Genomic DNA, 26,857 nt, shown 5'->3' with positions numbered 1-26,857 from the left:
ATGTGCTCGCATAACATAATTTACGAAAAGGAGAATTGACTATGGCTAAAGATGCGTCTGCTGATCTCATGAAAGCATTAATGCAAAAATTGTATGCAACCATCACTGGAAATGGCGATAGTGAAATCAAGATGCCTCGCAATAAATTTGTTTCGTGGCTCATGCCGGGGATTCCGATGGATCCATCGGACTTTGTTTTCTGCTCCAAAGGCTTCATTGGAAGTACCGCTGAAGAAACCAACCAACTCTACCATCAAGGTTTTGTGCTATCGAAACTCCTGGATTTTGTTCCCGAGATCAGCGCCGACCCACAATTTCTTTCACATGATATGCAACAAACACTGTGGACAACGACTCAAGACTCTCTAAGTTCCGTGTATAACGATGTCTTGAAATACAGCAGGGTACTGAACAATGAGCTAAGTGATAAGGAAAAGGAAAAACTTCAAAGATTCAGAAACCTTCTCACTGTCACCAAGGAAAAAGAGGACATTATTACAGGTGAAAAAACACAGGTTTCTGAGCCAGGCCCGTTAACACTAGCCTACACAACTAAAATGAATGACTACATTGATGCGGCCGATGAGTACATGAACTTGCTTATAGATGCACAAAGCGCAAAAGGCGATAGCCCTGAAGCGATTAGAAGGGTTGCGGCGTTCGCCAATAAGTCCAAATTCATTCGAAAGAAGATGGAAGCCGCAGAAATGGCATGGGTGTCCCAAGGATACAAAAACGAATATGAAACCATTAATGCCTATATCGATCAGGTCACACAAAAGAGCATGGTTTTGTATAAACAAGATCTCCTTAGAAAGTTTAATCAGAGTCGCTTAACAAGTTCATTGGATGGCAACTCAGACTTTTACTATACGACCTTGCTTCCCGGTAATTTTTCCACAAGTCCAGGATGGACAAAATTCACATATTATTCAGGAGACTATGAAACCCACTACAATGAGCGAACAAGCAAATGGGGAGCGTCGGGCGGTGTAAATTTTGGGCTATTCTCGATAGGCGCACAGGCTAGCGGCTCAAAAAAAGATGTTAAAGAAGACGCAAAGTCCAGCAACTTTTCAGCAGAGCTTGAATTTACCCAGGTACCAATCTGCCGACCAGGCTTCGATCCGGGCTTTTTCTGGATGCGAGCATGGGACTTAGATAATGCTTGGTACCTAAACTTCAATGATAAAAAAGTTTCGGATGGGGCGGATCAACCTGCAGGAAGACTAATCGCTTACCCCGTCAATGCACTGTTTGTAAGGAATGTGAAATTCAAATTTGATGAGGCTGAAGAGCATCGCCGATATGCCGAAAAGCAACTCAGCGTCGGTGGGTCCGTGGGGTATGGCCCATTTGTGGCCAAAGGATCTTACGAAAACGGAAGTATTCGAAGGGACGTTACAGGCAGTATTGGAGGCGGGACTGTCGATATTCCTGGCATCCAGCTGATTGGGTTCATTAATAACATCATACCAAAGGCGCCCAACCTACATCCAGACATTAAGCCGGAACAATTAGTGGGTGGGGCATAGCGTGATCGAGTAAGGCAGGGCTAGCAGCACGCAGTCACACACTGTGCTAGGAGCAGCCTCAAGAGCTGCTCCTAGCTGAGGCTATCACAGACATGTTCATCACTAACCTCAAAGGTGCTCACCATGACAACGTCAATCGCGGCCAAAATCTCCTTGGCTCTGGCTGTAAAACTTAAAGCCTTATTTGAACAGCCAGATAAGAAAGACAAATTCCTCAGTTTCCCCAGGGGTGTCGCGTTCACTTACGACTACTTAAAGTTCATGTTTCCTCCTGGAGAAAGCGGACTTAGCGCGGTCGCACAACAAAATGCCAAGTGTGAGTTTGCGCGCATGATGAACGCATCATTTGAAGATAGCCCGCAATTTCTTCCAGATACCAGTGCCTTTTTATGGGACTCCTATGAAACCATCCTAAGAAATTCTGCATTTCCTCAATCTACCCTAACAGAGCAAGAAGAAACGCAACTTCTGGAGGCCACACAATTCCTTAGCGTTACGCAATCAGGCGAAGATGGTCCTATTACAGTCCCCTCCCCCGCGTATAAGGCGTACGTCCAGTACAAGACTCTCTTTGATCAAGCGGATAAGGCATACCTAGATGAAAAACTCAGCGTTGAGACCGCAACTGGTCCGGAAGGCAATGAACGAAAGAAACAGTGGCGAGAATATCGAGAAAAACAACTTTTGGATTTCGTCAACCAAGCCACTACCGAATGGATAACTTTCGGGCACAAAACGGCGGTGGAGAACTACATCGTTGTCAAAGCTACCCTGGAACAGAAAAAATATGCCAATTTGGTTAGTAGTGCTTATATCAACGATCTAGAACAGTCCGACGTCCCAGACTTGAATGCGAATGGGCTGCCAACCAAACTTACTTTCTATAGTCCCCATGATATCGCAAATAAATCTATTCCTTGGACAAGCATTCATCTTAGCAAGGACGAAATCAATGTGTTTGCTGAACGAGCACCAGCCGAATTAAAGACTCTTCTCGACGGAGGCGTAGGAAATGACGACATAGAGGCCGTTTCGCTTGAATATAATACTGTCTTTGTTGCTCGCCCTTGGTTTCGTCCAGAATATTTCGCATCTCGTTACTGGAAACTGCCTGATAACTTTCCAGATGCCGTTGTATCGGATGGACTGGTTCCCTGCAGAGGCAGGGTCCCGGTTTACATTTCTAGCATGATTGTGGGAAGAAATATTACCATTACCCGCAAGGCAACAATGCATGCGTTGTCTCCTGTGCCATTGGTTCTGCCGATTCTAAGTACCGTGTCGATTAATAGTGCTACTCCCGTATCCGCTCATGTGAGCACAGGAAAGCAAAACAGCCTGACGTTCAAGCCTCACCATACAGCGACGTTGAAAGGTCGAGCCATTAACCCTAAATTGTCTGGCGCTCGAGTAACGGCTGAACCCACTCCTGCCATGGCGAGACGTTTCAAAGCGGAAGCACCCATCGTCCCCTCCGTTTCGGACAAACGACCGTTTACCGCCAACCTCAACTATGCGAGCCTAAAATATGACAACTCTGTAATCGCCACTCCGATACTTAACATTCCCCCTGACACATCCCCGGCTAAGCCTCCAGCTGATCTCGATCTCATTCAACTCGCGGGTGACCCCCAAAGCAGGTGGGCCAGCGGTCAACTGGTTGATGAGCACAACACTACCGATAATGCCGACTTACCATGGAATGACGGTAGTCCCAATCCTCTTGGGTCTGTTCATTCAGACACAAACGTCCTAATGGAAGATGGCCGTTCATGGCCGTCCGTTTTACGAACACATCCAAAGTGGGTTGCTCGTGGCACAATCAAAGGCTGGTTGGCTTGGAAACCCATTCCAGTGGGCGCGCACTTTCGGGCGCAAGTAGGGTTTGTACAAGGCGCGATGGCCACTGATGGGGTAACATTTTGGGTCTGGGTACACTATCTAATCGGAGGTTTCGCTGGAAACGTGGAGCAATGGAAGCCGGTGGCCCAACGTTTCAAGAAATATTCGCAAAGCTTAGATACTATAGATGTCGACTTAAGTGCTTATGCAGGGCAATCTATTTCTATAGAGCTACGCGTTGATGCCGGTGAAGGATCAGGACAAGACTGGGCTGCATGGGTTAATCCAACTATCACAGCAGTTCCCGCAAGTAGCGGAATGCCGGGCTCAAAGACTGACTTCGTTATCGAAACATTCCCTTTTGATGGCGTCTTTGTTTTAGCTTATGTCTGCAAGCGACTTCCTAAATCACCCAATCCTGACCTCACACTCAAATGGTCTTGATATAACCTTAGAAGACTGAAGGAATATCGCATGTCACTTTTACTAAATAAGAATGGTCTTTTCCTCTTCCATGGCGATACCTACCTCTATCTCGATTTAGCGGCCAAAGAAGTGGAGGACCACCAGAGAACTATTCAGGCGGTATTTAATATTCCCTTTCCGACCGTTGATGCGGCACTTAGATGGGATGATGAGACAGTATTCTTTTTCAAGGGGATGGACTGTGTAAAGTACGACTTAATCAAAAAGTCTGTCGCACCCGGATACCCAAAGAAGATTCTGTTCGAATGGAAAGGGATATGGCCCACAGATATAAGTGACGCTGTGCTTGTTGATGACAAGGTTTACTTTTTTAGAAGCACACAATTTATCGTCTTTGATGTCAATTCAACCAGAGCAGAAACTGGATATCCACGACCTATTGCAGAAAGATGGCCTGGTGTATGGGAAAGCATAGATGGCGTGGAATGCCTTGAGCAAGGCCAAATGCTGTTTCTCAAAGATAATCAAGTCATGCAATACGATATGAGTCTCGGGAAGATGCCCCCTCCCTACGCACACAAGCTTGATGATTTTGTGAAATCTTATCGTCCCAGCGATGACGGAGAAGCAAACACGTGCACGGCGCTGGCAGTCAGATAATTACGAATTTTCATGGTATTCCTCTACGATTAACCTCCACCTGAGTTGATTTCAGGGGAACACCAAAAGAACACGGCACCGGTTGGCTAGGCTAGTGCGCTCTGTCGTCCGTTCTATTGAATCCCCATGGATCAACTCTGGCGCACAACCTCGACACCAGGGTCACCTCCCAACGCCTGCTAACAATCACCGGTTTTCTTGGTCCGGCCAAGGCCTCGTGCTAGCATTGCCCTCCGATGGCTCTGTCGACCAGCGTGCACGATCTCCGTACCTTGATCCGCTCCTCCCATCCTCTCGTCGTGATTGAAACGGTGGAGGAGGAGCGGGTCCTGGCCTTACTACAATCGGTGACCGCACAAGAGCGCATGCCACTTTTCGAGTGGTCCATCACCAGAGGGCTCACCCGCGCCGACGAGGGCGCAACCCTCAGTAAGATGACCGCAACCCCCTTGGCGGTGCTCCAGCACCTTCATGGGTTGACCGTGGAAGCGGTGTTTTGGCTCAAGGATCTCGGACCGCATCTGCAAGATCCCGCTGTCTGCCGACAGCTTCGAGAGGTGTCAGCTCTTTACAGCCGATCACGAGCCACCTGTGTGCTGACTGGTCAGCCGATCTCACTCCCAATGGACCTGGACAAAATCGCAGTGCGACTCGAGCTGAAACTGCCGGATCGAGACGAACTTCACTCCATGCTCCGGGGACTGCTCCAATCGCTGCGATCTCGAACGCCCGCTCGCCCACGCTCGACAACGCTTGTGCACAGCATGCTCACCTCGATCAGCGAGACCACGGCAGCCGACAACGGCCCCACAACCCAGGCGTCCGATGCGATCCTCCGCGCCTTACAGGGGATGACGCTCCATCAAGCTCGTCAGGTCATGGCCCAATGCATCGTAGAACACGGCTCTCTCTCTCCCGGGGACGTTCAAACCATCCTGCAACGTAAGGTGCAGGCGATCAAGGACGGCGGCCTCTTGGAATACTATCCCGTGGAGGATAATCGGTTTGAGTTGGGAGGCTTCACCAATCTGAAGTCCTGGCTGGATCGCGCCCAAGTTGGGTTTACCGCCGAAGCCAAAGCACTCAATCTCACCCCGCCTCGCGGCATTCTGTTGGTGGGCGTGCCGGGTTGCGGCAAGTCGCTCGCCGCCAAAGCCATCGCACGGGAATGGACACTTCCGCTTTTAAAGCTCGATGCCGGCCGGTTATTCGACAAGTTCGTCGGCGAATCGGAAAAGAATTTCCGCAAGGCGATTGAAATGGCGGAATCCTTGTCCCCGATTGTCCTCTGGATCGATGAAATCGAGAAAGCGATGGTCGCAGGCGGAGGAAGCGGCGACGCCGATGCAGGGTTGAGTCGACGACTCTTCGGCGCCTTTCTCACGTGGCTGCAGGAAAAAAAGCAGGACGTATTCGTCGTCGCCACAGCCAACAATCTATCGTCATTGCCGCCCGAACTCCTGCGCAAAGGGCGATTCGATGAGATCTTTTTTGTCGATCTACCGGACGATACTGAACGGGAGTCCATCTGGAAGATTCATCTCGGCCTCCGCAAGCAAGACAGCAAGGCGTTCGATCTGAGCAAGATCGTCAGCGCAAGCGATGGCTTCAGCGGCTCGGAAATAGAACAAGCGGTGGTCACGGCCCTCTATCGAGCGCTGCATCAAAAAACTCCGCTCACGACCAATCTGCTCATCGAAGAATTGACCCAGACGATTCCGCTTTCAGTCACCCGGCGTGAAGACATCGATGCGCTTCGGCAGACAGCCGAAGGCCGATTTGTGAACGTACGATAACCACCGATGTCATTCGTCCTGATCATAGCTGTTCTTGCGATCACGACTCTCGTGGGCTGCACCCAGCCAGCTCAGACGCTGAAGCGAGCACTCATTGCGCCCTCACTCTCAGTAGAACCTCATGACGTACCAGCATTGCCGCAGCCTTCTCCCAGGTCAGCCCCAGGGAATTACCCAACATCCTTCCTGACATCGCTCCCCAGTCGATTAGCCATCGTCGAGTCTGCAGCACGGCTCGTCGGAGCGCGAGCTATTACAAGCCAGGGCAAGCGGATCGCCTACGACTGTGCAGGGGTGACACGTGCCATCTTCCTGGAGCACGGGCTCGATCTGTATCGAGGAGCGCTCCATGATCCGAAAGGAAACGGCGTCAGACTCATTCACAACCATGTGCGTCAGCACGGCACCCTTCTTCGAGGATCGAGCGTCAACCCAGGCGATCTCGTGTTTTTCGATAATACCTGGGATTTCAACGGAGACGGCAAGTTGAACGATCCTCTGACCCATGTGGGAATCGTCGAGCGGCTGGAACCAGATGGTACCGTGATCTTCATCAGTCGCGTCGCCAACGCCATCGAGCGCTACCGTATGAACCTGGACCAGCCGCATGTCCATAAAACCGCCCAAGGCGTGGTGCTCAACGACTATATCCGGCGAAAACACCCAACCGATCCGGAGAACGCAGCCCGTCTGACTGGTGAGCTATTTGCGTTCTACGGGAACCTTCTCAGCCCACAGAAACAGATGTCTTCAGAAGGAATGGATGCACAGAATCCCAACCGGCGGCAGGCTACTGTCTCCCTATCCTCAGAATTACCCGAATAATGACGCTGACTTCTGGCATGCCACAGAGCCAACTCGGCTCGGATGAGAGCGATGAGCATCTGCCCCCAAGCAACCCATCGCCATGCCCCCCGTTGCGACTACAGAACAACCAGCTGATCTCCGATAAGAGCATAGAACGTGATTGGCTCTTCACACATGAAGACCCCTGAGTCCTTATTTTCTCATTGACCTGTTAGGATTATTCATATGGCTCTTTCATCGAAACAGACACAGATTCGAGAAACCAACCCGCTCAGGAGAACCTTGGCGGATGTTCGGTACGGACTCTTAGGGTTACATAAGGCCCTGATCGTCGCCGAACAGCTGACCTATGAGCGCATTTACGGTCGAGTGGACAGCACCGGCCAACTCTTACAGTTGGTGATGAACGACCCGTGGTTTACCTGGCTGCATCCGCTATCCAACATGGTGGTCCGTATCGATGAATTCCTTGATGGGAACGACCAACTGAGGGTCGACGATGTGGCGGTCCTGTTAACCGAGGTGCGAGCGCTCATTCGCCCCTCGGAACTCGGTGACGGATATGAGCGGAGTTATTATGAGGCGCTACAGCGCGCCCCCGACGTCGTTCTTGCACACTGCGAAATGAAGAAGTTACTGACACTGCCCGCTCTGTAGAACCTATTGCCATTCGACGGAAGGCAAGTACAGGCTGTCGGCCCGTTAAGGCCGACAGCCTGTACTTGCCTTAGCTGCCCGACAAAGCATCCACGGCAAGATCACCCCCGCTCGACAAGGGAACTGCATCAACACCATCGGCTTTCTCTGAAGACGTCCGGTTCGATCTGTTGCAAGATGCTCTATGCGTAGGCGACACTCAACCAGCCCTACGAACGGAATGCCGATGCTTTTCACTACCAGTTACGCCACGCTTGCGCTTGTGATTCTAGTTTTCCTAGGTTCAAGTCCTGCCTTCGCACAAGTTCGCCAGATCGATGTCCTCGTCACGGTCGTCAAAGACAGAGTCGTTGCGCTCCCAGGAGGTGGCAGTCCCGTCGAGGAACCATTGGGGGTCAATGAAACACTCGTCACCACGGCGGCTCAGGGACCAGCCGGCTTTGCCCAGACCACCCGCCGACTGTTGGGCTTCGCTTCTGGCTTACGTCGATGGACAGAGGTGCAGTTGGACGTCGAAGAACAGGTTGAACGGCATCAGGTACTGCCACGCCTGCTTGTGGTGCAGACCAACCGGCGAGTCCATGGGTTTCAAGAAAGTCGTGGCCATTGGTTCAGCGATGCGTTGGGGCCGAATGAAACCGTCAAACAACTGCAGGGTCGCGGCCATGTCATCGTTGTGATTACCTCTGAGCGAGCCCTGGCGTTTTCCGCGTTCACCGGAGGTTTCTTTGCCATGCGCTGGTCGGCGCACGAACAGATGCAATCCATCGACCAGACCAACGACGTGACTGTGATTCGCACCACGACGCGCCAACTAGCCTTTCGCTCGCAAACAGGCGGGTGGACAGAATTGAGATAGCACCGATTCGGTTTCGCGAGTCACAGCCCGTCACCTCGTCTCCACAGATATGTGGCCAGGACAGTCCCACTCAACACAGAGAACATAAGCAGGAACAGGCAACCTACCGCCAAGCTCCCTGCCCACGGAGCCGTATACGCATGGTAGATGACCGACACCGGTTGGTCAGTCATTGGGCTGAAATGCGAAAGCCACCCAAGCCCCAAACCAAGCACTCCGACCATCACCCAGAACCGTGGTCCGACGCGGCCTGACCGATAGAGCCGCACACCAAGTCCCATCCCACCCAGGATAATGGTTGCCACGCCGATGAACCCGACCGACTGCTCGTCAATCGGCAAGTGGAAATCACCGCGTAGTATATGGTCGACCAGATGCAATACGTTCAGAATGGCAATAAGACCAAAAAACCGGAGGAGACGAGGGTCTGGCATGGAGAGGCCACGATACTCAGAGACGTTCTTCATCTAGTTCGATCACATCTACCCAGGTCGTCACAGCTGGCAAGGAACTCACGGTCACACCGCGCTTGGTCGCGATGTCCTTCAAACGACCTTGGAATCTCTGGCGAGCTGCATCATCTTTTGGTCCAGAAGCCAGTAGCGCCTGTGTCCATTGCCCGATTTCCTGTTCAGATGGCTTGCGGCCATTGCCCTTCACCCAGACGAGTAGCTCTTCATCCGTCCCACCTGCCAAGACACGCTGTTCGAACAATTTCGCGTCGATCCCAAGAAACTCGACAAGATACTGATCGAACCCCACAGTGATGTAGTTGTAATCCTGAATCTGCCCGGCATGGCGCAGACGAATCTTGTCGATCAACCTCCCGAGATGAGCGATGCCGCAGAGGAGAGCCTTAGGGCTGCGGGGATAGGTTGGTTGGATCATGGCTCGGTTCTCCAGATGAAGAGTCACACGTACGATACAAGCATGAGCGCAGTCGCGTCTAGCAGGAACCAGAGAAAGAGGAATTGTAGAGCCAGCATATTTAAGTTTTATTCGGCACTGCCGATAAAGGCACTAACAGCGAGGTTGACATGCAGCTCCGGTGCAGCTCAAGAAAATATGTCCGGTACCCCACCAGCGTCCAGACCGACAACGGTGCTGGAGAAGGAACCCTCTTTGATCTCTCTCCAACGGGATGTCGAATGCAGAGTAATGTCGCCCTGACGCCAGGCAGCTATCTGGCATTGCACATCGAGGCGCCTGACACAGAATCTCCGCTCGCCGTCGAAATCTCAATCGTGCGTTGGCACAAAGACAACCAGTTTGGCATCGAGTTTCTTCGGTACGCACAGGGAGTCCGTGAGTACTTCATCGATCTGGTCGAAGGCTACAACGCTCCTGCTAGTTTGAGCCAATCTGTTGAAGCAGAATCGGCGCTTAACACCATCGCTGCGTAAACGTCTTCTTTCTCGAGTTTTTCCCGAACACATCCAGCTCCTTAGTAGGCTGTGGGAAAACTCATTCCGATCTCTGTAGCCGTCTCGGATATCGAGGTGTGAGACGAGGCATTCGCTTCGGTACGGTGAGCCTCTGAGCGATGCGAGAACGCCGCTGGCTGACTTTTCCGCATCCTGCTAGACAGCCTTATTGAGCTTCAAGTCATAGCCACCCTTCACAACTGCTCCAAGCGACCCATCCGCCTTTTGCTCTGTGTACTCGATCTCAATCCTCCCAAAGCTCAACGACGCCTGATCCGTTGGAATGAGGTCCGATCCAACAGCCCCACCCTGCTGATAGGAAGACACTAAACAGTCGCTGAACGTGATTGTGTAGTACTCCTGCTGTCCCTCGTCTGCCTTTCTCGCCACGAGCGTCGCATTCTTCAACCGTTCACCAGTGGCACAGGCCTGGAAGAGTTTCGGTGAGGCCTTGCTGAGCTTCGTCGTGAAATGAAAATCTTGCGCCGAGAACTTACCCCCGCCCCCACCGCCGGCGAAATGCTCGCCCCCCGTTTGTGTGCCTCCGAACGACCACGAACCCAGATGGATGTCTCCCTTGTGCTTCAAATCATTGCTCTCGCCCTCAATCCCGGCGATCTTCAGAAAATAGTCAACAGCCGCCATGATAGCCCTCCTCAGAATCCTTGAATGTTGTAAGACGGGAGATAGGCTACGTTCCCGGAAGGAACGCTGTCAATGAGATGGGCTGTAGCCGGTGAAAGCAATGGTTCTTGGAGGTTTTTCCGCTACAGACTCAGAATTGCTCACCAAAGAATGACACACGACTCCCTTTCTTTTTCCCTCGAAGGAACTGGCTGTTGACACCACTTCCTCCTTACACCATCGCCGGCCCCGCCACGAATGCTTCACCAACCTGCATTAGTTCTGGCGTCAGCTCTCTACCGAGGTAGCTAATGACCGCTTGGGGTTGCCCGACGACTCGCGGTTTGCAAAGCGCGAAGGCCCGAAAGCCTAACGAATCCGCCACACCTAGTTGTATATCTCCACCAATCGTTGGAAACGAATCGTCGAGAACGCTATCCTGGATGACGTAGCGGGGAATCCGGCTCAGCGGCCGTCCTGGCAGAGACTCACCTTGGTACGCAGCCACAAGTCGTGCTTCCATCTTGGCCTTCTCGTCTCCTAGATACAGAGTACTGCCGCTGCTTACATTCCACTCGAGGCATGTCAAGACCAAAGTGTCGGCCTCCATCCTTGGGAAAAATCGAAACGTCGCAAGCCTCTTGGTTCGATGACAATAGCCAAAGAGCGCAGCTTCAAGCATCGCACCCGGACCCGCTATGACTTTGAAGTCGTCGAAGCTCCGAGCTAAGTACCTATGAACGTACCGGGCGGTGTCTTCAAGAGATGGAAAGTACCCCTCTGCAGCCGCAAGATTCCCAAGGAGAGGAACAAGCGCGAGATAGGAGTTCTGCCCCATTAATGTGCTTCCGGCAAAGCAATACCCGTATGAATGGGCGTAAGTCACCCTGGAGAAGAATCCATCTCCGTCAGGTGCCCTGCAGACCACCGACAAACCGAAGATCTTCGCACCGTCATCCAGAACGCCGGATTGCACAGTGACGCGGCTGTCAGCTGCAACCCAAAGCATCGGATGCACTGGACTTTCCTCGTTAAGCCAAATCGCTATTGCGGTCATTTCGTATCCCCAAAATAAGGTGACCTGCTGAGTGCACTCGCCAAAATGGTGTCAGGAACCGATCAAGACTTCAAGAGGACGTACCTGGGCTCAGAGCGACTTTACCGGAGGAGCTGCGCTTACCGAAACTCGGCTTAGAAGGAACGCAGGAACTGCCTGAGATACTGTGGTCGAAGACCGCAGCCGGAAGGAATTCCAGAAGGGCGCACAGCACGGATTCTACTCGGCTGAGGCCGGAATGGTCACTCCAGGAGGCAAAGAAGCGATGCGTCCTGGCCACCATGCAGACAACCGCCAGGTTAGTCAGCTCACAAGACGGCTTTCTTTGCAGAACGATTGGCGTGCAGATACTTGTCAATGCCTGCCGCCATCTTGCGGCCTTCGGCGATCGCCCAGACGATGAGGGAGGCGCCGCGTTTGGTATCGCCGCCGGCGAAGACACCGTCGAGGTTGCTCATGAAATTATTGTCTACCGAGACTGCACCGCGGGCATCGTACTTCACGCCCAGATTGTCGAGCAGGCCGCTCTTGACGGGGCCGGTGAATCCCATGGCCAGCAATACCAGATCAGCGTGTATCTCGAACTCGGTCCCAGGCATCGGTTCAAACTTTCCGTTTTCAAACTTAACCCGATTGGCATGGAGTTTTGTGACGTGGCCATCATGGCCGGCAAATTTGGTCGTGGACACGCTCCACTGCCGGTCACAGCCTTCTTCATGGGCGTGGGACGTACGCAGTTGCATCGGCCAGAGCGGCCAAGGTGTGGATGCAGCCCGCTGCGGTGGCGGTTCCGGCAGCAACTCGAATTGATGGGCCTCCACGCAGCCTTGACGGTGCGCGGTGCCGAGACAGTCGGACCCCGTATCGCCGCCGCCGATGATGATCACCCGCTTGCCCTTTGCGGTGAATGGTTCATCACTAAACTGAATGCCTGCCGTCCGCTTATTCTGCTGGGTAAGATAGTCCATCGCGAGATGCACACCCTTCAGTTCACGTCCCGGGATCGGCAACTCGCGGGCCTGCTCAGCGCCCATCGTCAATCCCACCGCATCAAACTGTTGGCGCAACTGTTCGCCAGTGATGTCCTGACCGACGGCGACGTTGGTTTGAAACTTCACCCCTTCGGCCTTCATCTGTTCCAACCGTCTGTCGATGACCCACTTCTCCATTTTGAAATCGGGAATGCCGTAGCGAAGCAGGCCCCCGATCCGATCGGACTTTTCGAAGACCGTCACCTCATGGCCGGCCCGAGCCAGTTGCTGCGCAGCAGCCAACCCCGACGGACCGGAACCGACAATCGCTACGGTCTTGCCGGTCTGAATAACTGGTAGGACCGGTGTCACGAAGCCTTCGTTGAAGCCACGGTCGACGATGTTCCATTCGAGGATGCGGATGGACACCGGATCCTCATTGATACCCAGCACACAGGCCCCTTCGCAGGGCGCCGGGCAGAGCCGTCCCGTAAATTCAGGAAAGTTGTTCGTCGTGTGCAGCGCTTTTAGTGCATCGTTCCAACGGCCACGATAGACAAGATCGTTCCATTCCGGAATCAAATTCACAACCGGACAACCGGTGTTCCCTTGGCAAAATGGCACACCGCAGTCCATGCAGCGCGCACCCTGGGTCTTCAACCTGTCCTCGGAGATCGGTTCGTACATCTCCTTCCAATCGAGCACACGCAGTTCGATCGGTTTGCGCTTCGGGCCCTCACGGGCGTATTTTATAAAACCTTTTGGGTCTCCCATCTTTTCTCTTCTAACCTCTTTTACCCCTTACCCTTCACTCCTCACCAACTAGTGTACCGCACTCGCCTTCCGCTTTCGTTCTTCCATCACACGCTTGTAATCGACCGGCATAACCTTGACGAACTTCGGCAAGGTGGCCTCAAACGCATCGAGCACCTGTTTGGCCTTCCGGCTCCCCGTGTACATGAAGTGTTTCGTGATCAACCCATGGAGCAGTTGCTTGTCTTCCTTCGTCGTCACCGGCTCCAGTTCGACCATCCCGGTGTTACAACGGCTCTGGAATGACCCGGCATCATCCAGCACGAACGCCACTCCCCCGGACATGCCTGCCGCGAAGTTCCGGCCGGTCCTACCGAGCACCACAACCACGCCGCCGGTCATGTACTCACACCCGTGATCACCTGTTCCTTCGACGACAGTCTGCGCCCCGCTGTTGCGCACGGCAAACCGTTCACCCGCCATGCCGTAGAAATAGGCCTCGCCTTGTGTTGCTCCATAGAGCGACGTATTGCCGATCAAAATCGTCTCTTCCGGATTGTACAAAATATTCTTAGGCGGGAAAACGATGATCTTGCCTCCGGACAATCCCTTGCCGATATAGTCGTTGGACTCCCCTTCCAGCGTCAGTGTAATACCTTTCGCGAGGAAGGCCCCAAACGATTGGCCGGCCGAGCCGGTGAATTTGATCGAGATCGTGTCTTCCGGCAATCCGTCCGGCCCGTACGTCTTCGCAATCTTGCTGGAGAGCACCGTGCCGGTCGTCCGGTTGATATTCCTGATTGGAAGATCGAGTGTGACCTTCTTACCCTTCTCAATGGCGACCTTGCAGAGCTCGACGAGTTTATTGTCGAGGATGTCAGCGAGACCATGGTCCTGCTTCTGCACGCAATAGCGCGGCACATTCGCTGGCACATCCGGAACCGTCAGTAGCGGTGAGAGGTCCAGCCCCTTGGCTTTCCAGTGGTCGACAGCTGTCGTGATCTTGAGCTTGTCGACGCAGCCAACCATTTCGTTGATCGTCCGGAAACCGAGCTTCGCCATCAACTGCCGAGCTTCCTCGGCCACAAAGAACAGGTAATTGACGATATGCTCCGGCTTGCCGTTGAACTTCTTGCGCAATTCAGGGTCCTGTGTGGCGATCCCGACCGGGCAGGTATTCAGATGGCACTTGCGCATCATGATGCAGCCTTCGACAATGAGGGGCGCGGTCGCGAACCCATATTCTTCCGCACCGAGCAGCGTAGCGATAACCACGTCGCGACCGGTCTTGATCTGACCGTCCGTTTCAACACGGATGCGGCCACGAAGATCATTGAGGACCAGCGTCTGATGAGTTTCCGCCAGCCCCAGCTCCCAAGGAATTCCGGCATATTTGATCGACGACAACGGTGACGCACCCGTGCCGCCCGAATCGCCGCTGATGAGCACCTTGTCCGCATGGGCCTTGGCAACACCGGCTGCGACCGTGCCGACGCCGACCTCCGCCACCAGTTTCACGGAAACCCCGGCATCAGGATTGGAATTCTTGAGGTCGAAGATCAGCTGGGCTAAATCCTCGATCGAATAGATGTCGTGATGCGGCGGGGGAGAAATCAGTTGCACGCCCGGCGTGGCATACCGGAAGCGCGCGATGTTTTCGTCCACCTTGTGCCCCGGCAATTGACCGCCTTCTCCAGGCTTGGCACCCTGTGCCATCTTGATCTGCAATTCCCGCGCATTCACAAGATAATGCGCTGTGACTCCGAATCGGGCCGACGCCACCTGTTTGATATAGCTGTTCTTTGAATCGCCGTTCGGCAAGGGTTTGAACCGCTCGGGATCTTCGCCACCTTCCCCGGTGTTGCTCTTGCCGCCGAGCCGGTTCATCGCGATCGCCAGCGTTTCATGCGCTTCCTTGCTGATCGAGCCGAAGGACATCGCGCCGGTGTTGAAGCGCTTCACGATGTCTTTGGCCGGCTCCACTTCCTCAATCGGAATCGGCTGGGGCGCAAACTTGAAATCAAGGAGGCCGCGCAGATTCGATCGCCGCTTGCTCTCGTCGTTCACAATCTGCGCGAATTCGGCGTAGGTCTTCGGGTCGTTCGAACGGCTGGCATGCTGCAGCTTATAGATCGTTTCCGGATTCCAGTTATGGTGCTCACCCTGGATGCGGTAGTGGATCTCGCCGCCGAAATCAAGTTGGCGGATCGCCGCCGGCTCATAGGCAGTTCGGTGTCGGCGTAGCGTTTCTTCACCAACTTCGCGAATGCCGATCCCTTCCACGCGCGACGGGGTCTCGGTAAAGTAACGATCGATCAGTTCGCGACTCAACCCGATTGCCTCGAAGATCTGCGCCCCGCAGTAGGACTGCACCGTAGAAATCCCCATTTTCGAGAAGATCTTGAGCAGGCCCTTATTGATGGCCTTGATGAATTTCCCTTCCGCCGTCTGCGCATCAAGCCCTTCCGGCAGATAGTGGTCGCGCTCCATGTCGACGAGCGACTCGAACACCAGATACGGGTTGATGGTCCCGGCACCATAGCCGAGCAAACAGGCAAACTGATGCACATCGCGAGGCTCGCCCGTTTCGAGAATCAAGCCCACTTCAGTTCGCGTACACTCCCGAACCAGGTGATGATGAACGGCGGAGATACCGAGCAAACTTGGGATCGGGGCCCACTGTTCATCAACGCCACGATCACTCAAAATAAGAAACTTGTGGCCTTCCTTAATCGCCTGCGAGGCTTGCCGGCAGAGGTCGTCGACCGCCTCGCCAAGCCCATCCGGCCCTTCGGCGACGCGGAACAACATACGGAGGGTCTTGCTCTTGAAGTGCGGGTCAGAAATGCCTTTGATTTTTTGCAGATCGGCGTTCGTAAGAATCGGCTGCTGCACCTTGATACGGCGACACGACTCGGGCGATTCGTCCATCAAGTTCGGCTTCGGGCCGATGTTGGTCACGAGCGACATGACAAGCTGTTCGCGGATCGGATCGATGGGGGGATTCGTCACCTGCGCAAAAAGTTGCTTGAAATATTTGAACAGCAGCTGCGGTCGATCGGACAGCACCGCCAACGGAGTATCGGTGCCCATCGACGAGAGTGCTTCTTCGCCCGTCATGATCATCGGCGTGATGACCATTTTGAGTTCTTCGACCGTATAGCCGAAGGCTTGCTGCCGCTGGCGGATCGTCGGGTGGTCGGGCTGCGGGACATTCAGCGGCTCCGGCAACTCATCCAACGAGACCCCGTACTGCGTCACCCAATTGCGATAGGGTTTGCGGCCCACGATATCGGCCTTAATCTCTTCGTCATCGATGATGCGGCCCTGCACCGTGTCGACGAGGAACATGCGGCCCGGTTGGAGCCTGCCCTTCATGCGGATCTCTTTCGCGTCAGCCGGCAAGACCCCGGCCTCGGATGCCAGGACCACGAGGCCATCGGTCGTCACGTGATAGCGGCAGGGACGCAGCCCGTTCCGGTCCAACGTCGCACCGATCATTTTGCCGTCGGTAAAACAGACCGCTGCTGGCCCGTCCCACGGCTCCATCATCGCCGCGTGATACTGGTAAAAGCCTCGACGATCCAAATCCATCTGGGCATTCGCCACCCAAGGTTCTGGAATCAACATCATCATGGCATGGGGGAGCGAACGGCCCCCGAGTAGTAGAAATTCGAGGGTATTGTCGAGACAAGCCGAGTCACTTTGATCCTCCGAGACGATCGGGAACAGCTTCTCCATGTCCTTCCCGAACAGCTCGGAATGAAGACGTCCCTGGCGAGCCTTCATCCAATTGACGTTCCCCTTCAGCGTATTGATCTCTCCGTTGTGGCACACATACCGATAGGGATGGGCCCGTGGCCAGGTGGGAAAAGTATTCGTACTAAAGCGTGAGTGCACCAAGGCCAGCGCACTGACCATTCGTTCATCAGTGAGGTCTTGGTAGTACGCCGCCATTTGATGCGGCAGCAACAACCCCTTATAGACGATGGTATTGGCCGACAGACTGGACACATAGAAGTGTTCCCGCCCTTGAATGGCCGACTCCGCCACGGCCTTTTCAACCCGCTTGCGAGTCACATACAGTTTTCGCTCAAATTGGGCTTCGTTGAGGGCATCTCGCGCGATGAAGATCTGCCGCATGAACGGCTCGGTCGTTCGCGCTTGCGCGCCGATCTGGTCGCTCTTGACCGGCACATCCCGCCAACCGAGCAAACGCAAGCCTTCTTCCACAAGAACCTCTGTGAACAGCTTCTCGCACAGCCGTCGAGCATCTGCAGTCGGCGGGAGAAAGAGCTGGCCCACTCCGTACTCGCCAACATCCGGCAATGACACGCCGACATCCCCCGCGACCCGCTTCAGGAATGTGTGCGGAACTTGCAAAAGAATGCCTGCTCCGTCTCCCGTACAGGAATCAGCGCCTTGCGCTCCACGATGGGTCAAATTCTCTAAGACTTGAAGCCCTTTACGGACAATGTCATGGGATTTCTTCCCTTTGATATTGACGACAAAACCGATCCCACAGGAGTCCTTCTCGTGCCGAGGATCATAGAGCCCTTGCTGGCGGGGAAACCCAGGAATATTCATGTACCTATTCTCGTTAAAAGACTGAGAGTTTTTCCTTATGTAATGGAATGAAGCACGCGAGAAACCTGGGGTGGGTTGCCCCCTCTAGCGCTCAGGGTGACCGTCACCCCATTGTTACGATGGGACCTTACTGGATGGGTCATTCCTCTGTCAAGATTGCGGTAGTCTATACCTCTTTCATTTGCTTGACTTTATTTCCTCGGCTGCCATACCATCCGCGCATGGCACAAAGTCCAGCGATCGCAACCCTGCACAGTATGTCAGATGTGTGGGATGCATACCGTGGTGAACTGGACGGAGTGGAAGATCGAGTCAAGGGAAACCTCGACTCTAGCGTGACCCTGGTCAATACGGTCGCCGCCCATATCTTGAGCGGTGGCGGCAAACGCATCAGACCCCTCCTGCTCCTCCTGTCGGCTCGCCTCTGCGGTTATCCCGGCGCTGACCATCATCAACTCGGCAGTATCGTGGAATTCATCCACACCGCAACCCTGTTACACGACGATGTCGTCGATGACGCCGATCTCCGAAGAGGCAGGAGAGCCGCACGTAAAGTGTGGGGAAATCAAATCAGCATTCTCGTTGGCGATTACCTCTATACAAAAGCCATGTGCAAAGTCGTGGAGTTCCAGAATCAAGGCATCAATGAAGTCCTAGCCGAGGCCTGCAATAAAATGGCGGAAGGAGAAGTCCTTCAGCTGTACTATAACGGCAACCCTGCGATGCCGGAACTGGAGTACATTAAGATCGTCGAGCATAAGACCGCCGGCCTCATTGCGGCAGCATGCCGCATGGGCGCCATTCTGGCCGAGGCATCTGAAACCCAACAGGAGGCGCTGTTTCGCTTCGGACAATACCTCGGCATCGCCTTTCAAGTCGCCGACGATACCTTAGACTACATCGCAAACGGCGAGTCGCTCGGCAAAACGATCGGGCAAGATCTCCGGCAGGGAAAAGCGACGCTGCCGCTGCTGCATCTGTTGCAACAATGCTCAGAGCAGGACCGCCAAATGATCAAAGACCGCATGGAGACCCGGACGCTCAGCACGTCCGATCTTGAGCGTATCCTGTTCCTCATGGCCGATTTCGGTTCGATCACCTATGCGATGGATCGCGCGAGCACCTATATCGCCGCCGCCAAACATGAGCTTGAACGCTTCGATGATAGTACCGCACGCCGTGCGCTGTCAGTCGCCGCTGATTACATGATTACCCGCGACCGATAGTGGTCTTCCCACCAGCTGGAAGAACGCTGGACCGTAGAAGCGGCAACGCATAGGGCGAAAGGATCCCACTCTCTCCTGTAACCATCAAACCGTCGTCGCGCTGTCACGACATTAACCAAGGGGTTGTTCATGTCACAGATTTTGCCATTCCAGGGCATGCTATACGATCAAACGCTCGTGGGTACCATCAAGGATGTGGTCGCCCCGCCGTACGACATTATCGACATGAATGGGCAGAAGCGACTTCACGATCGCCATCCCCACAACATTATCCGAATGGAATTAGGGCTCGACCAGACCGGGGACAGCCCTGCCCATAACCGATACACCCGTGCAGCCACGACCCTGCAGACCTGGCTCAACGAGGGGATCCTGAAACGCGATGCGCAGCCAGCCGTCTACTATCACACGATTGAATATACCCCTCTCTATTCAGCTCCTGATGCTCCGAAGAAAGTGCTTCGTGGATTTCTGGCGCTGGCAAAGCTGGAGGCGCTCGACTCCGGACATATCTACCCTCATGAGAACACACGTGCCGCGGCAAAGACCGACCGCCTGAATCTGATCGAAGCCTGCCGTTCAAACTTCAGCCCGATCTGGTCCCTCTACTCTGATCCGCTCGGTGCCATCATCCAACTTCTGGACACCGCAACAAATGGCACGCCGGCGCGCTACGACTTTCAAGACGATGCTGGATGTCGAGAATGCTTGTGGACCGTGACCGACGAGACCGTACTGAAACAGGTGACCGATGCGATGCACAGCAAGCCGTTGTTCATCGCGGATGGTCACCATCGCTATGAAACGGCGTTGAACTATCAAAAGCTCCGGCGACAGCAGATGGGCCATCAGACTGGGCTGCAACCCTACGACTCGGTGCTCATGCTGCTTACCCCACTTGAAGATCCGGGATTGACGGTCTTACCGACGCACCGCGTTGCGACCACCCCATTGCCGTCTTCGGACCAGATCAAGACCGTATTGGGCGACGTGTTTGAGCTTCAAGAATTCCCCTTTAACGCATCCACTCAAGATCACACACGCTCACAATTCCTGGCTAGCTTGCGGACTGAAGGAACAAAGGCCCCGGTGTTCGGGCTGATACGTCAAGGCGATAACCGCTACGTCACCCTCACCCTGAAACCGGCCCATCGACCTTCCATTCAGGCCTCACCTCGAGCCAAACTCGACGTCTCACTGCTGCAGCAACTGATCGTGACCAAGCTCTGTCCAACACAACAGGAACAAGAAGCCATTCTGTACACCAAAGATGACCATGAAGCCCTGGATTGGGTGGACAACGGAACAGGAACCGGCGCATTCCTGCTCAACGCCACGAAGGTCAGTGAAGTGCAAGCGGTCGCAGCTGCGGGGGAGCGGATGCCGCACAAATCGACGTATTTTTACCCGAAGCCGTTGACGGGGCTCGTCATCAACGTCATGAACGGGTAGGTGGAGATGTCTCACACCTCGCCGCTCGTCAATGGATAACGACTTCCTGGCCGATTCGGCCCTAGCGGGCGACCTAAGATAGAGGATTATTCCGATGAACGCTAAAATTCTTATTGTCGACGATGACCCCGACATCGTCATGATGCTTGAGGACCGGCTCCATGCTTCCGGATACGAGACCGTCGCGGCCGCCGAGGGACAACAGGCGCTTGACCACATCGTTCACGAGTCTCCCCAGCTGATCCTCCTGGACCTTACCTTGCCCAAAGTGTCGGGACTTGATGTCCTCAAGCGTCTGTCCCAGATCAAACCGGCTGAAAATATTCCTGTCATCGTCATGACTGCGCATGGCTCTGTTGAAGCCGCGGTTGAGGCCATGAAGGAAGGGGCGTACGACTTTCTGACCAAACCCCTCGATAAAGACCATCTGTTGATCGTGATTCGCAAAGCCTTGGAGCGGGATTCACTGCGACGCCAGGTCGCCTATCTCCGGTCTGAAGTCGACGGCCGTTACGCCTCCATCGTCGGCAACAGCCAGTCCGTCAAGTCTGTCGTGGAAGCGGCACAACGGGCCGCCAAATCCGATGCGAGCGTATTACTCCTCGGCGAAAGCGGGACCGGCAAGGAACTCTTCGCTCGCTCGATCCATCAGTGGAGCCATCGGGGTGCCATGCCACTCATCGTCATCAACTGCGTTGCCTTGACGGAGACGCTACTGGAGAATGAACTATTCGGACACGAGCGAGGAGCATTCACCGGGGCCGACCGACAACAGAAGGGCAAGCTGGAAATGGCCGACGGTGGGACCGTCTTCCTTGACGAGATCGGAGACATGTCCCTTCCGTTGCAAGCGAAGCTGTTACGTGTCCTGCAAGACCGGGAGTTTCAGCGTGTTGGCGGCTCCAAGACCGTCTCAGTCAACATTCGTATCATTGCGGCCACGAACAAGGACCTTCGGCAGGCCGTACGAGCAGGCCAGTTCCGTGAAGATCTCTATTTTCGACTCAACGTCGTGACCTTCACGCTGCCACCGCTTCGCGAACGATCAGGGGATGTCCCGGCCCTGGCCCAGTTCTTTTTGGATCGGCATACGAGAGATGCAAAACGACCAGGCATGGCACTGAGTATAGCGGCAATCGAGGCCTTGACCGGCTATCCCTGGCCGGGGAATATTCGGGAATTGGATAATGTGATCGCGCGCGCCGTCGTCTTGAGCCAGAAAGACACCATTGAACCGGAGATGTTGGCGCTCCTGGCAGATGACACTAGCCCCTGTCGAGACGAAGACCCTTTCCTCCCGTACCTGAACCTGCCCTACCATGAATCGATGGAACACCACAGCCGCTACATCATCGCGCGCGCGATGGAACTGGCTGAAGGCAATCAGACAAAAGCCTCGGAATCGCTCAAGCTTCAGCGAACCTATCTGGCTCGATTACTCAAACAGCAAAAATAGGCGAGACGAGGTGGTGACTGGTCGACGGAGGGTTGCGACTGGGGCAAGGCGGTCTAGCAGAGTGGCACGCGCGATGCGGCTGGCTGACGGGCTTCTAAACGAATCAGTCCCGCTCGGACATCCCGCTCCGCCTGCGTGTAGCGCTCGGTCGTGCCAATATCCGACCAATAGCCCTGCAGATCATACCCGAGCACCAGCTCTCCTTGCTCAATGGCCCTCACATAGGGATCGATGATCGAAGAGGCCACTCCTTTCGGCACCTGCCGGAGCAACCGAGGGTGCAAGATGTGAATCCCAGCGAACATGCGCGACATCGTGGGAACGGAATCCGCACGCCCTTTTCCGGTGATACGCAGAATCTTCCTCTCCTTCTCTTCCACCTCAACTAGCCCCCAGCTAACCGCGTCTGAGTCTTCCCGAAGCACCAACGTTGCCGCCGCGTGGCTGCTACGGTGAAAATCACAGAGCGCCTCAAGGTCCAATTCCACCAGCGTATCCCCATTGAGAATCAACACGGGCTCTCCCGAAAAATGAGGCTCCGCTTGTTTGATTCCACCGCCGGTGCCCAGAATGACCGGCTCATGCGAATAGATGATCTGCATCCCAAATTTCGAACCCGTGCCCAAAGCCTGTTCGATCATCGGCCCCAGATGATGCAAGTTGATCACGACTTGACGGAATCCGTGCCGCCTCAGCAACAGGAGGTTCCAGACAATGAGCGGCACCCCACCGACCGGCAGCAACGGCTTCGGAATGGTGTACGTCAGCGGTCTCAGGCGAGTGCCAAGACCAGCCGCAAGAATCATGGCCTTCACACAATCAGTCCTCTACTGCAATTCAGGCACATGCGGTGTGAGGTGCCTCCGGAGGGTATCCAGCTCCGGATGTTTCTCAAGATTGCGCCTGACGTAACTCAAGACGCGGGGGATATCCGCTAAGAATTTCGAGTTGCCTTTGACCCGATCAATATAGACAAACCGGCCGGCCGCCTTCAGATTGCGCTGAATACTTGTCAGATCAAACAGCCGTCGAAACGCGGCACGATTGGTCCAGACGAAGCGTTGTTCGGCCAGCTGATCGAGGTAGTACCCCACCAAATCGTCAACGAGGGCTTCGTCAAGTCGAATGTAGGCGTCCCGTAAGAGTGAGGCCAGATCATAGGTTGCCGGTCCCATCAACGCATCCTGAAAGTCAATCACGCCAAGCCGCAACCCGTCGACCATCAAATTGCGAGAGTGATAATCGCGATGCGTAAAGACGCGTGGTTGTCCGGCGAGGAGTTCCGCGATTCCTTCGAACTCCCGTCTGATTGCCGTGGCGTCCCCATCAGGCAACGGGTTGCCGCGACGCGCCACAATTCCATACTCGAGAAAATGATCGAACTCCCACATCAGCAACGGCACATCGAAACTGCGGTGAAACGCCAGGCACCCAGGATCTGCCGGCGTCGTGGCGTTGATCTGCATCTGTACTAAGACATTGATGGCCTGCTTATACCGTGACTCCAAGCTTGGCGCATCCGCTTGGCTAACGGCCTCTGCCAAGGTCACATCTCCGAAATCTTCCAGATAGAGCAGCCCTGCGGATTGATCATAGTAATGGAGTACAGGCACCGGCACCTTTGCTTTAGCCAGATGCGACATGATGTTGATGAAGGGTAATTCCGAGATCTGGTGGATCCCGCCACTGACCGCCTCTTCAGACTGTTTGAAACCTTCCGGCTCAGCCAACTGCATCACGATCACAGCATGAGGTGGCCCGCCGGCAACGGTGGCGCGATAGTAGCGCCGATTGGAGGCATCGCCTGCCAATGGCGTCAGCGCCTTCAAAACGAGACCGGGAGAAAGACGAGTCTCGACGGCCTGCGCGATGAGAGTTTGATCGGGAGGAGACAGGGGATTCGTGAAAGGAGTGGTGTTCGCCGACAACATATTCAGCAAATTATAGCGAGCATCCCGCGACTTGTCACGAACACCTCATATTCGATCGGCCCTACCTCAACACTCCTGGAATCGAGCCGACCGGCCTGAGACTGAACACCCGATGCATGACCTTCACGCCAATCGCAGCTCCGACCGTATCGGCCAGCCAATCGAGCCAATTCGAATCTCGAAATGGAACGAACGCCTGGTGGACCTCATCGCTTACCCCATACAAGGAGGCCAGAAGGATGGCTGCCGGAATCGCCTGTTGCCTCCACACGGTCTGTCCACTTCCACAAAGCGCCCGGTAGCACAACGCACCGAGTACCGCATACTCGATGGCATGCAAGACCTTATCACTAAAATGCGTGACGAACGGCACATGCTCTTCCGGATGCGACTGCGCGGATAAATAAAAAATGAGCCCGGCATAGCCGCACACCGGCCCCCAATATCGAAGAAAAGTCACCATCTCAACTCCTCGTACGATGTTCCATCAAAAATCTGCCTGCGGATTGCATGCTCATACCCCCTATGACATACTCGCCAAGATGAAAGGGGATCGGCATCAATGAAGCATATCCACGTATGTTTTCTGTGGCATATGCACCAGCCCTATTACACCGATCCGGTGGCCGGATCGGCCAGTATGCCATGGGTGCGCCTGCATGCGACCAAGGCCTATTACGATATGGCCTATCTGTTGGAGAAATTCCCCGGTGTACGCGCCACGTTCAATTTTACGCCGTCTCTCCTCTTGCAGTTACAAGAGATCGGTAGCGGGAAGATCCTCGATCTGTTTCTCGAACATGCACAACGCCCAGCGGCCAGCCTCACCCTTGAAGAAAAGGCCTTCCTGGTCCGTCATTTCTTTTCAGCCAACTGGGCGACCATGGTGCGCCCCTATCCACGATACCATGAGTTGCTGGTGAAACGTGGACTGGACGTCCCGGGGCATGATCTCCACCGCGTCGCCCGTCAATTCTCCACACAAGAGCTGCTAGACCTCCAAGTCTGGCACAACCTTGCCTGGTTCGGATATGGCACCGTTCAACAATATCCTCGTCTGGCTGCGCTGCGCCAGAAAAATCGCAGCTTCACCGAGGAGGACAAGCAGGAAGTATTGGCGTTGCAGCGGAGAGCCATACAAGACATTATTCCGCTATACCGGCGACTCATGGAGCGAGAGCAAGTCGAACTGACGACGACTCCCTTCTACCACCCGATTCTGCCTCTGGTGATCGACACCGAGATCAACCGGCGGGCCAGGCCTGACCTTCCCTTGCCTGCTCGTTTCCATGCGCTGGAGGACGCGGCAGCACAACTTCAACAAGCCGTCGAATTTCATCAGTCCACATTCGGTCGGGCTCCGACCGGCTTGTGGCCATCAGAGGGATCGGTGTGTCCAGAGATGCTTCCGCTGATCCATCAGACCGGCCTTCGCTGGTTTGCCACGGACGAGGGCATCCTCGCACGCTCCCTGGGAATGTGCGGTCGCCCATGGCATCGGCAGTCCGCGCTCTATCAACCCTATCGCATCGGTGAACCCGAACATGCGTTGACCGTACTGTTTCGCGACCGCGAAATCTCAGACGCATTCGGATTCGTCTACCACAAGACGACGCCCGAATCCGCCGCTGAGGATGTCCTGCGGCGTCTGCGGGGCATTGTCCACGATGCACCGCAAGAGAAGATCATCATCCCCATCATCTTGGACGGTGAAAATCCATGGGAACACTATCACGACGGCGGGGAACAGTTCCTGTCTCTCCTGTACGAAGCCTTCACCAACCACGAACTGGATCACGACGGACAGGTCCTGGTCCAGGCCTCCACCATGTCGGATGCGATGGCTGCCGTGCAACCCGCACAACAACTCCCCTGCCTCCATTCAGGATCCTGGATCAATTCCGACTACAAGATCTGGATCGGGCACTACGAAGACAATCGCGGGTGGGATCTCCTCGGTCACACTCGTACACAACTGGTGAATCTCGCACAAAGTCTTCCACCTGACCGTGCACACGCGGCATGGCAAGAACTCTACGCCGCCGAAGGGAGCGACTGGTTCTGGTGGTACGGCGATGATTTCGATACCGATTTCAAGCCTGAATTTGACCGCCTCTTCCGCACCCATCTTCGGAATGTCTGGACGCATATGGGCATCCCGCCCCCCGATCAACTGAATACTCCGATCTGCACGAGGGCCATCGCCTCAGAATCCGATTCGGTCCAACAGCCGCTCGTCCTGTTGAATCCCACAATCGACGGCATCGTGACCGACTTTTTCGAATGGCGTGGCGCCGGAAACATTAACACCCAGCCCCCGCTTGGAGCCATGTGGAAAGCCGATGGACTCTTCACGGCGATTCAATTCGGTTGGACCTCAGGTCAGCTCGTGATGAGATTCGACCCAGACGAAACGAGTACGACACGACAGGGCCTCGACGTTGATATTCGGTTGCAAGGGCCTCAATGTACTTTTCGGCTGACATTTGCGCTGACCTCGCCAGGCCCGGAGGCTTTTCTCTTGTCTCGCCAAACCCAGGCAGATGCCTGGCAAGAGATCGGCTCCTATCAGTCAATCAAGGCCCACACCATTCTGGAGTTGGCCGTCCCTTGGAAAGAGCTGTGTCTGGAACAAGGACATACGATCCAGATGTCGATCATCGTGCGAGAACACGGCCTCGAAGTCGCTCGCTATCCTGGCCATCATCCGGCCGTCCTGACCGTACCTGGACCTGAATTTGAGGCCGAACTGTGGAGAGTATGATCATCGTAAAGGGTTGTGATAGTAGGAGGA

At 54.6% G+C, this 26,857-nt stretch carries 21 protein-coding genes; 12 read left to right on the top strand and 9 right to left on the bottom strand.

The genetic code is table 11. From position 1 onward, the window contains the following. Positions 1–41 precede the first annotated feature (41 nt). The 7 genes from E8D52_01895 (at position 42) to E8D52_01865 (ending at position 8,582) form a co-directional block, all read left to right on the top strand. Positions 42–1,535 carry a hypothetical protein gene (locus tag E8D52_01895; protein TKB70869.1) on the top strand — a complete coding sequence of 498 codons (1,494 nt, stop codon included), beginning with the start codon at positions 42–44 and terminating at the stop codon, positions 1,533–1,535. 123 nt (positions 1,536–1,658) lie between these two features. Continuing rightward, the gene (locus tag E8D52_01890) at positions 1,659–3,821 is read left to right on the top strand and encodes a hypothetical protein (protein ID TKB70868.1); all 2,163 of its coding nucleotides are present in this window, start codon (positions 1,659–1,661) and stop codon (positions 3,819–3,821) included. Between the two features lie 30 nt (positions 3,822–3,851). Beyond that, on the top strand, positions 3,852–4,463 hold the full coding sequence (locus E8D52_01885; GenBank protein ID TKB70867.1) for a hypothetical protein: 612 nt from the start codon (positions 3,852–3,854) through the stop codon (positions 4,461–4,463). Between the two features lie 236 nt (positions 4,464–4,699). After that, positions 4,700–6,259 carry an AAA family ATPase gene (locus E8D52_01880; GenBank protein ID TKB70866.1) on the top strand — a complete coding sequence of 520 codons (1,560 nt, stop codon included), beginning with the start codon at positions 4,700–4,702 and terminating at the stop codon, positions 6,257–6,259. Positions 6,260–6,265: 6 nt separating this feature from the next. Beyond that, positions 6,266–7,084: a hypothetical protein gene (locus E8D52_01875; protein TKB70865.1), complete on the top strand. Its 819-nt coding sequence runs from the start codon at positions 6,266–6,268 to the stop codon at positions 7,082–7,084. A 207-nt stretch (positions 7,085–7,291) separates the two neighbouring features. After that, positions 7,292–7,723, top strand: coding sequence for a hypothetical protein (locus E8D52_01870; protein ID TKB70864.1), 432 nt, complete (start codon positions 7,292–7,294; stop codon positions 7,721–7,723). A gap of 226 nt (positions 7,724–7,949) precedes the next feature. After that, positions 7,950–8,582, top strand: coding sequence for a hypothetical protein (locus E8D52_01865; protein ID TKB70863.1), 633 nt, complete (start codon positions 7,950–7,952; stop codon positions 8,580–8,582). Positions 8,583–8,602: 20 nt separating this feature from the next. On the opposite strand, the gene E8D52_01860 is transcribed toward E8D52_01865, so the two are convergent. Further along, positions 8,603–9,049, bottom strand: a complete 447-nt coding sequence (locus E8D52_01860) for a hypothetical protein (GenBank protein TKB70862.1) — start codon at positions 9,047–9,049, stop codon at positions 8,603–8,605. Further along, positions 9,033–9,470 (bottom strand): DUF5069 domain-containing protein, encoded by a 438-nt coding sequence (locus E8D52_01855; GenBank protein ID TKB70861.1) that lies wholly within the window; start codon positions 9,468–9,470, stop codon positions 9,033–9,035. The genes E8D52_01860 and E8D52_01855 overlap by 17 nt, the downstream gene beginning before the upstream one ends. 149 nt (positions 9,471–9,619) lie before the next feature. On the opposite strand from E8D52_01855, the gene E8D52_01850 reads away from it, so the two are divergent. Then, positions 9,620–9,985, top strand: a complete 366-nt coding sequence (locus E8D52_01850) for a PilZ domain-containing protein (protein ID TKB70860.1) — start codon at positions 9,620–9,622, stop codon at positions 9,983–9,985. A 177-nt stretch (positions 9,986–10,162) separates the two neighbouring features. On the opposite strand, the gene E8D52_01845 is transcribed toward E8D52_01850, so the two are convergent. From E8D52_01845 to gltB, 4 genes are all read right to left on the bottom strand, one after another. Then, a complete protein-coding gene (locus tag E8D52_01845) occupies positions 10,163–10,651 on the bottom strand; it encodes a type VI secretion system tube protein Hcp (GenBank protein TKB70859.1) in 489 nt (162 codons plus the stop codon). 211 nt (positions 10,652–10,862) lie between these two features. Then, positions 10,863–11,687: a hypothetical protein gene (locus E8D52_01840; protein ID TKB70858.1), complete on the bottom strand. Its 825-nt coding sequence runs from the start codon at positions 11,685–11,687 to the stop codon at positions 10,863–10,865. Positions 11,688–11,995: 308 nt separating this feature from the next. Then, entirely contained in the window at positions 11,996–13,432 is a 1,437-nt protein-coding gene (locus E8D52_01835; protein ID TKB70857.1) for a glutamate synthase subunit beta, read from the bottom strand. 48 nt (positions 13,433–13,480) lie between these two features. After that, positions 13,481–17,998, bottom strand: a complete 4,518-nt coding sequence (gltB, locus tag E8D52_01830; GenBank protein TKB70856.1) for a glutamate synthase large subunit — start codon at positions 17,996–17,998, stop codon at positions 13,481–13,483. A 47-nt stretch (positions 17,999–18,045) separates the two neighbouring features. Between gltB and E8D52_01825 the strand changes: the two genes are divergently transcribed. The 3 genes from E8D52_01825 to E8D52_01815 all read left to right on the top strand — a co-directional run bounded on the left by E8D52_01825 (position 18,046) and on the right by E8D52_01815 (position 22,132). Then, positions 18,046–19,224, top strand: coding sequence for a polyprenyl synthetase family protein (locus tag E8D52_01825; protein ID TKB70855.1), 1,179 nt, complete (start codon positions 18,046–18,048; stop codon positions 19,222–19,224). 129 nt (positions 19,225–19,353) lie between these two features. Next, on the top strand, positions 19,354–20,676 hold the full coding sequence (locus E8D52_01820; GenBank protein ID TKB70854.1) for a DUF1015 domain-containing protein: 1,323 nt from the start codon (positions 19,354–19,356) through the stop codon (positions 20,674–20,676). Positions 20,677–20,770: 94 nt separating this feature from the next. Further along, positions 20,771–22,132 carry a sigma-54-dependent Fis family transcriptional regulator gene (locus E8D52_01815; protein ID TKB70853.1) on the top strand — a complete coding sequence of 454 codons (1,362 nt, stop codon included), beginning with the start codon at positions 20,771–20,773 and terminating at the stop codon, positions 22,130–22,132. A gap of 53 nt (positions 22,133–22,185) precedes the next feature. Here the strand turns inward: E8D52_01815 and E8D52_01810 are convergent, their stop codons facing one another. The 3 genes from E8D52_01810 to E8D52_01800 form a co-directional block, all read right to left on the bottom strand. Beyond that, positions 22,186–22,947 carry an NDP-sugar synthase gene (locus tag E8D52_01810; protein TKB70852.1) on the bottom strand — a complete coding sequence of 254 codons (762 nt, stop codon included), beginning with the start codon at positions 22,945–22,947 and terminating at the stop codon, positions 22,186–22,188. Between the two features lie 12 nt (positions 22,948–22,959). Continuing rightward, positions 22,960–24,063, bottom strand: a complete 1,104-nt coding sequence (locus E8D52_01805; protein TKB70851.1) for an aminoglycoside phosphotransferase — start codon at positions 24,061–24,063, stop codon at positions 22,960–22,962. Between the two features lie 61 nt (positions 24,064–24,124). Further along, positions 24,125–24,526: a hypothetical protein gene (locus E8D52_01800; GenBank protein TKB70850.1), complete on the bottom strand. Its 402-nt coding sequence runs from the start codon at positions 24,524–24,526 to the stop codon at positions 24,125–24,127. A 99-nt stretch (positions 24,527–24,625) separates the two neighbouring features. Between E8D52_01800 and E8D52_01795 the strand changes: the two genes are divergently transcribed. Further along, on the top strand, positions 24,626–26,827 hold the full coding sequence (locus E8D52_01795; GenBank protein TKB70849.1) for a glycoside hydrolase: 2,202 nt from the start codon (positions 24,626–24,628) through the stop codon (positions 26,825–26,827). Positions 26,828–26,857: the final 30 nt, after the last annotated feature.

Origin of the sequence: Nitrospira sp. (assembly GCA_005116745.1) — a bacterium.
GTDB lineage: Bacteria > Nitrospirota > Nitrospiria > Nitrospirales > Nitrospiraceae > Nitrospira_D.
The sequence above is the reverse complement of the archived record's forward strand: the minus strand, read 5'-3'. Positions and strand labels throughout refer to the sequence as shown.

Coding starts and splice junctions, on each gene's coding strand:
- E8D52_01895 (TKB70869.1), top strand. CDS start 42: ATGGCTAAAGATGCGTCTGCTGATCTCATGAAAGCATTAATGCAAAAA.
- E8D52_01890 (TKB70868.1), top strand. CDS start 1,659: ATGACAACGTCAATCGCGGCCAAAATCTCCTTGGCTCTGGCTGTAAAA.
- E8D52_01885 (TKB70867.1), top strand. CDS start 3,852: ATGTCACTTTTACTAAATAAGAATGGTCTTTTCCTCTTCCATGGCGAT.
- E8D52_01880 (TKB70866.1), top strand. CDS start 4,700: ATGGCTCTGTCGACCAGCGTGCACGATCTCCGTACCTTGATCCGCTCC.
- E8D52_01875 (TKB70865.1), top strand. CDS start 6,266: ATGTCATTCGTCCTGATCATAGCTGTTCTTGCGATCACGACTCTCGTG.
- E8D52_01870 (TKB70864.1), top strand. CDS start 7,292: ATGGCTCTTTCATCGAAACAGACACAGATTCGAGAAACCAACCCGCTC.
- E8D52_01865 (TKB70863.1), top strand. CDS start 7,950: ATGCTTTTCACTACCAGTTACGCCACGCTTGCGCTTGTGATTCTAGTT.
- E8D52_01860 (TKB70862.1), bottom strand. CDS start 9,049: ATGAAGAACGTCTCTGAGTATCGTGGCCTCTCCATGCCAGACCCTCGT.
- E8D52_01855 (TKB70861.1), bottom strand. CDS start 9,470: ATGATCCAACCAACCTATCCCCGCAGCCCTAAGGCTCTCCTCTGCGGC.
- E8D52_01850 (TKB70860.1), top strand. CDS start 9,620: ATGCAGCTCCGGTGCAGCTCAAGAAAATATGTCCGGTACCCCACCAGC.
- E8D52_01845 (TKB70859.1), bottom strand. CDS start 10,651: ATGGCGGCTGTTGACTATTTTCTGAAGATCGCCGGGATTGAGGGCGAG.
- E8D52_01840 (TKB70858.1), bottom strand. CDS start 11,687: ATGACCGCAATAGCGATTTGGCTTAACGAGGAAAGTCCAGTGCATCCG.
- E8D52_01835 (TKB70857.1), bottom strand. CDS start 13,432: ATGGGAGACCCAAAAGGTTTTATAAAATACGCCCGTGAGGGCCCGAAG.
- gltB (TKB70856.1), bottom strand. CDS start 17,998: ATGAATATTCCTGGGTTTCCCCGCCAGCAAGGGCTCTATGATCCTCGG.
- E8D52_01825 (TKB70855.1), top strand. CDS start 18,046: ATGAAGCACGCGAGAAACCTGGGGTGGGTTGCCCCCTCTAGCGCTCAG.
- E8D52_01820 (TKB70854.1), top strand. CDS start 19,354: ATGTCACAGATTTTGCCATTCCAGGGCATGCTATACGATCAAACGCTC.
- E8D52_01815 (TKB70853.1), top strand. CDS start 20,771: ATGAACGCTAAAATTCTTATTGTCGACGATGACCCCGACATCGTCATG.
- E8D52_01805 (TKB70851.1), bottom strand. CDS start 24,063: ATGTTGTCGGCGAACACCACTCCTTTCACGAATCCCCTGTCTCCTCCC.
- E8D52_01800 (TKB70850.1), bottom strand. CDS start 24,526: ATGGTGACTTTTCTTCGATATTGGGGGCCGGTGTGCGGCTATGCCGGG.
- E8D52_01795 (TKB70849.1), top strand. CDS start 24,626: ATGAAGCATATCCACGTATGTTTTCTGTGGCATATGCACCAGCCCTAT.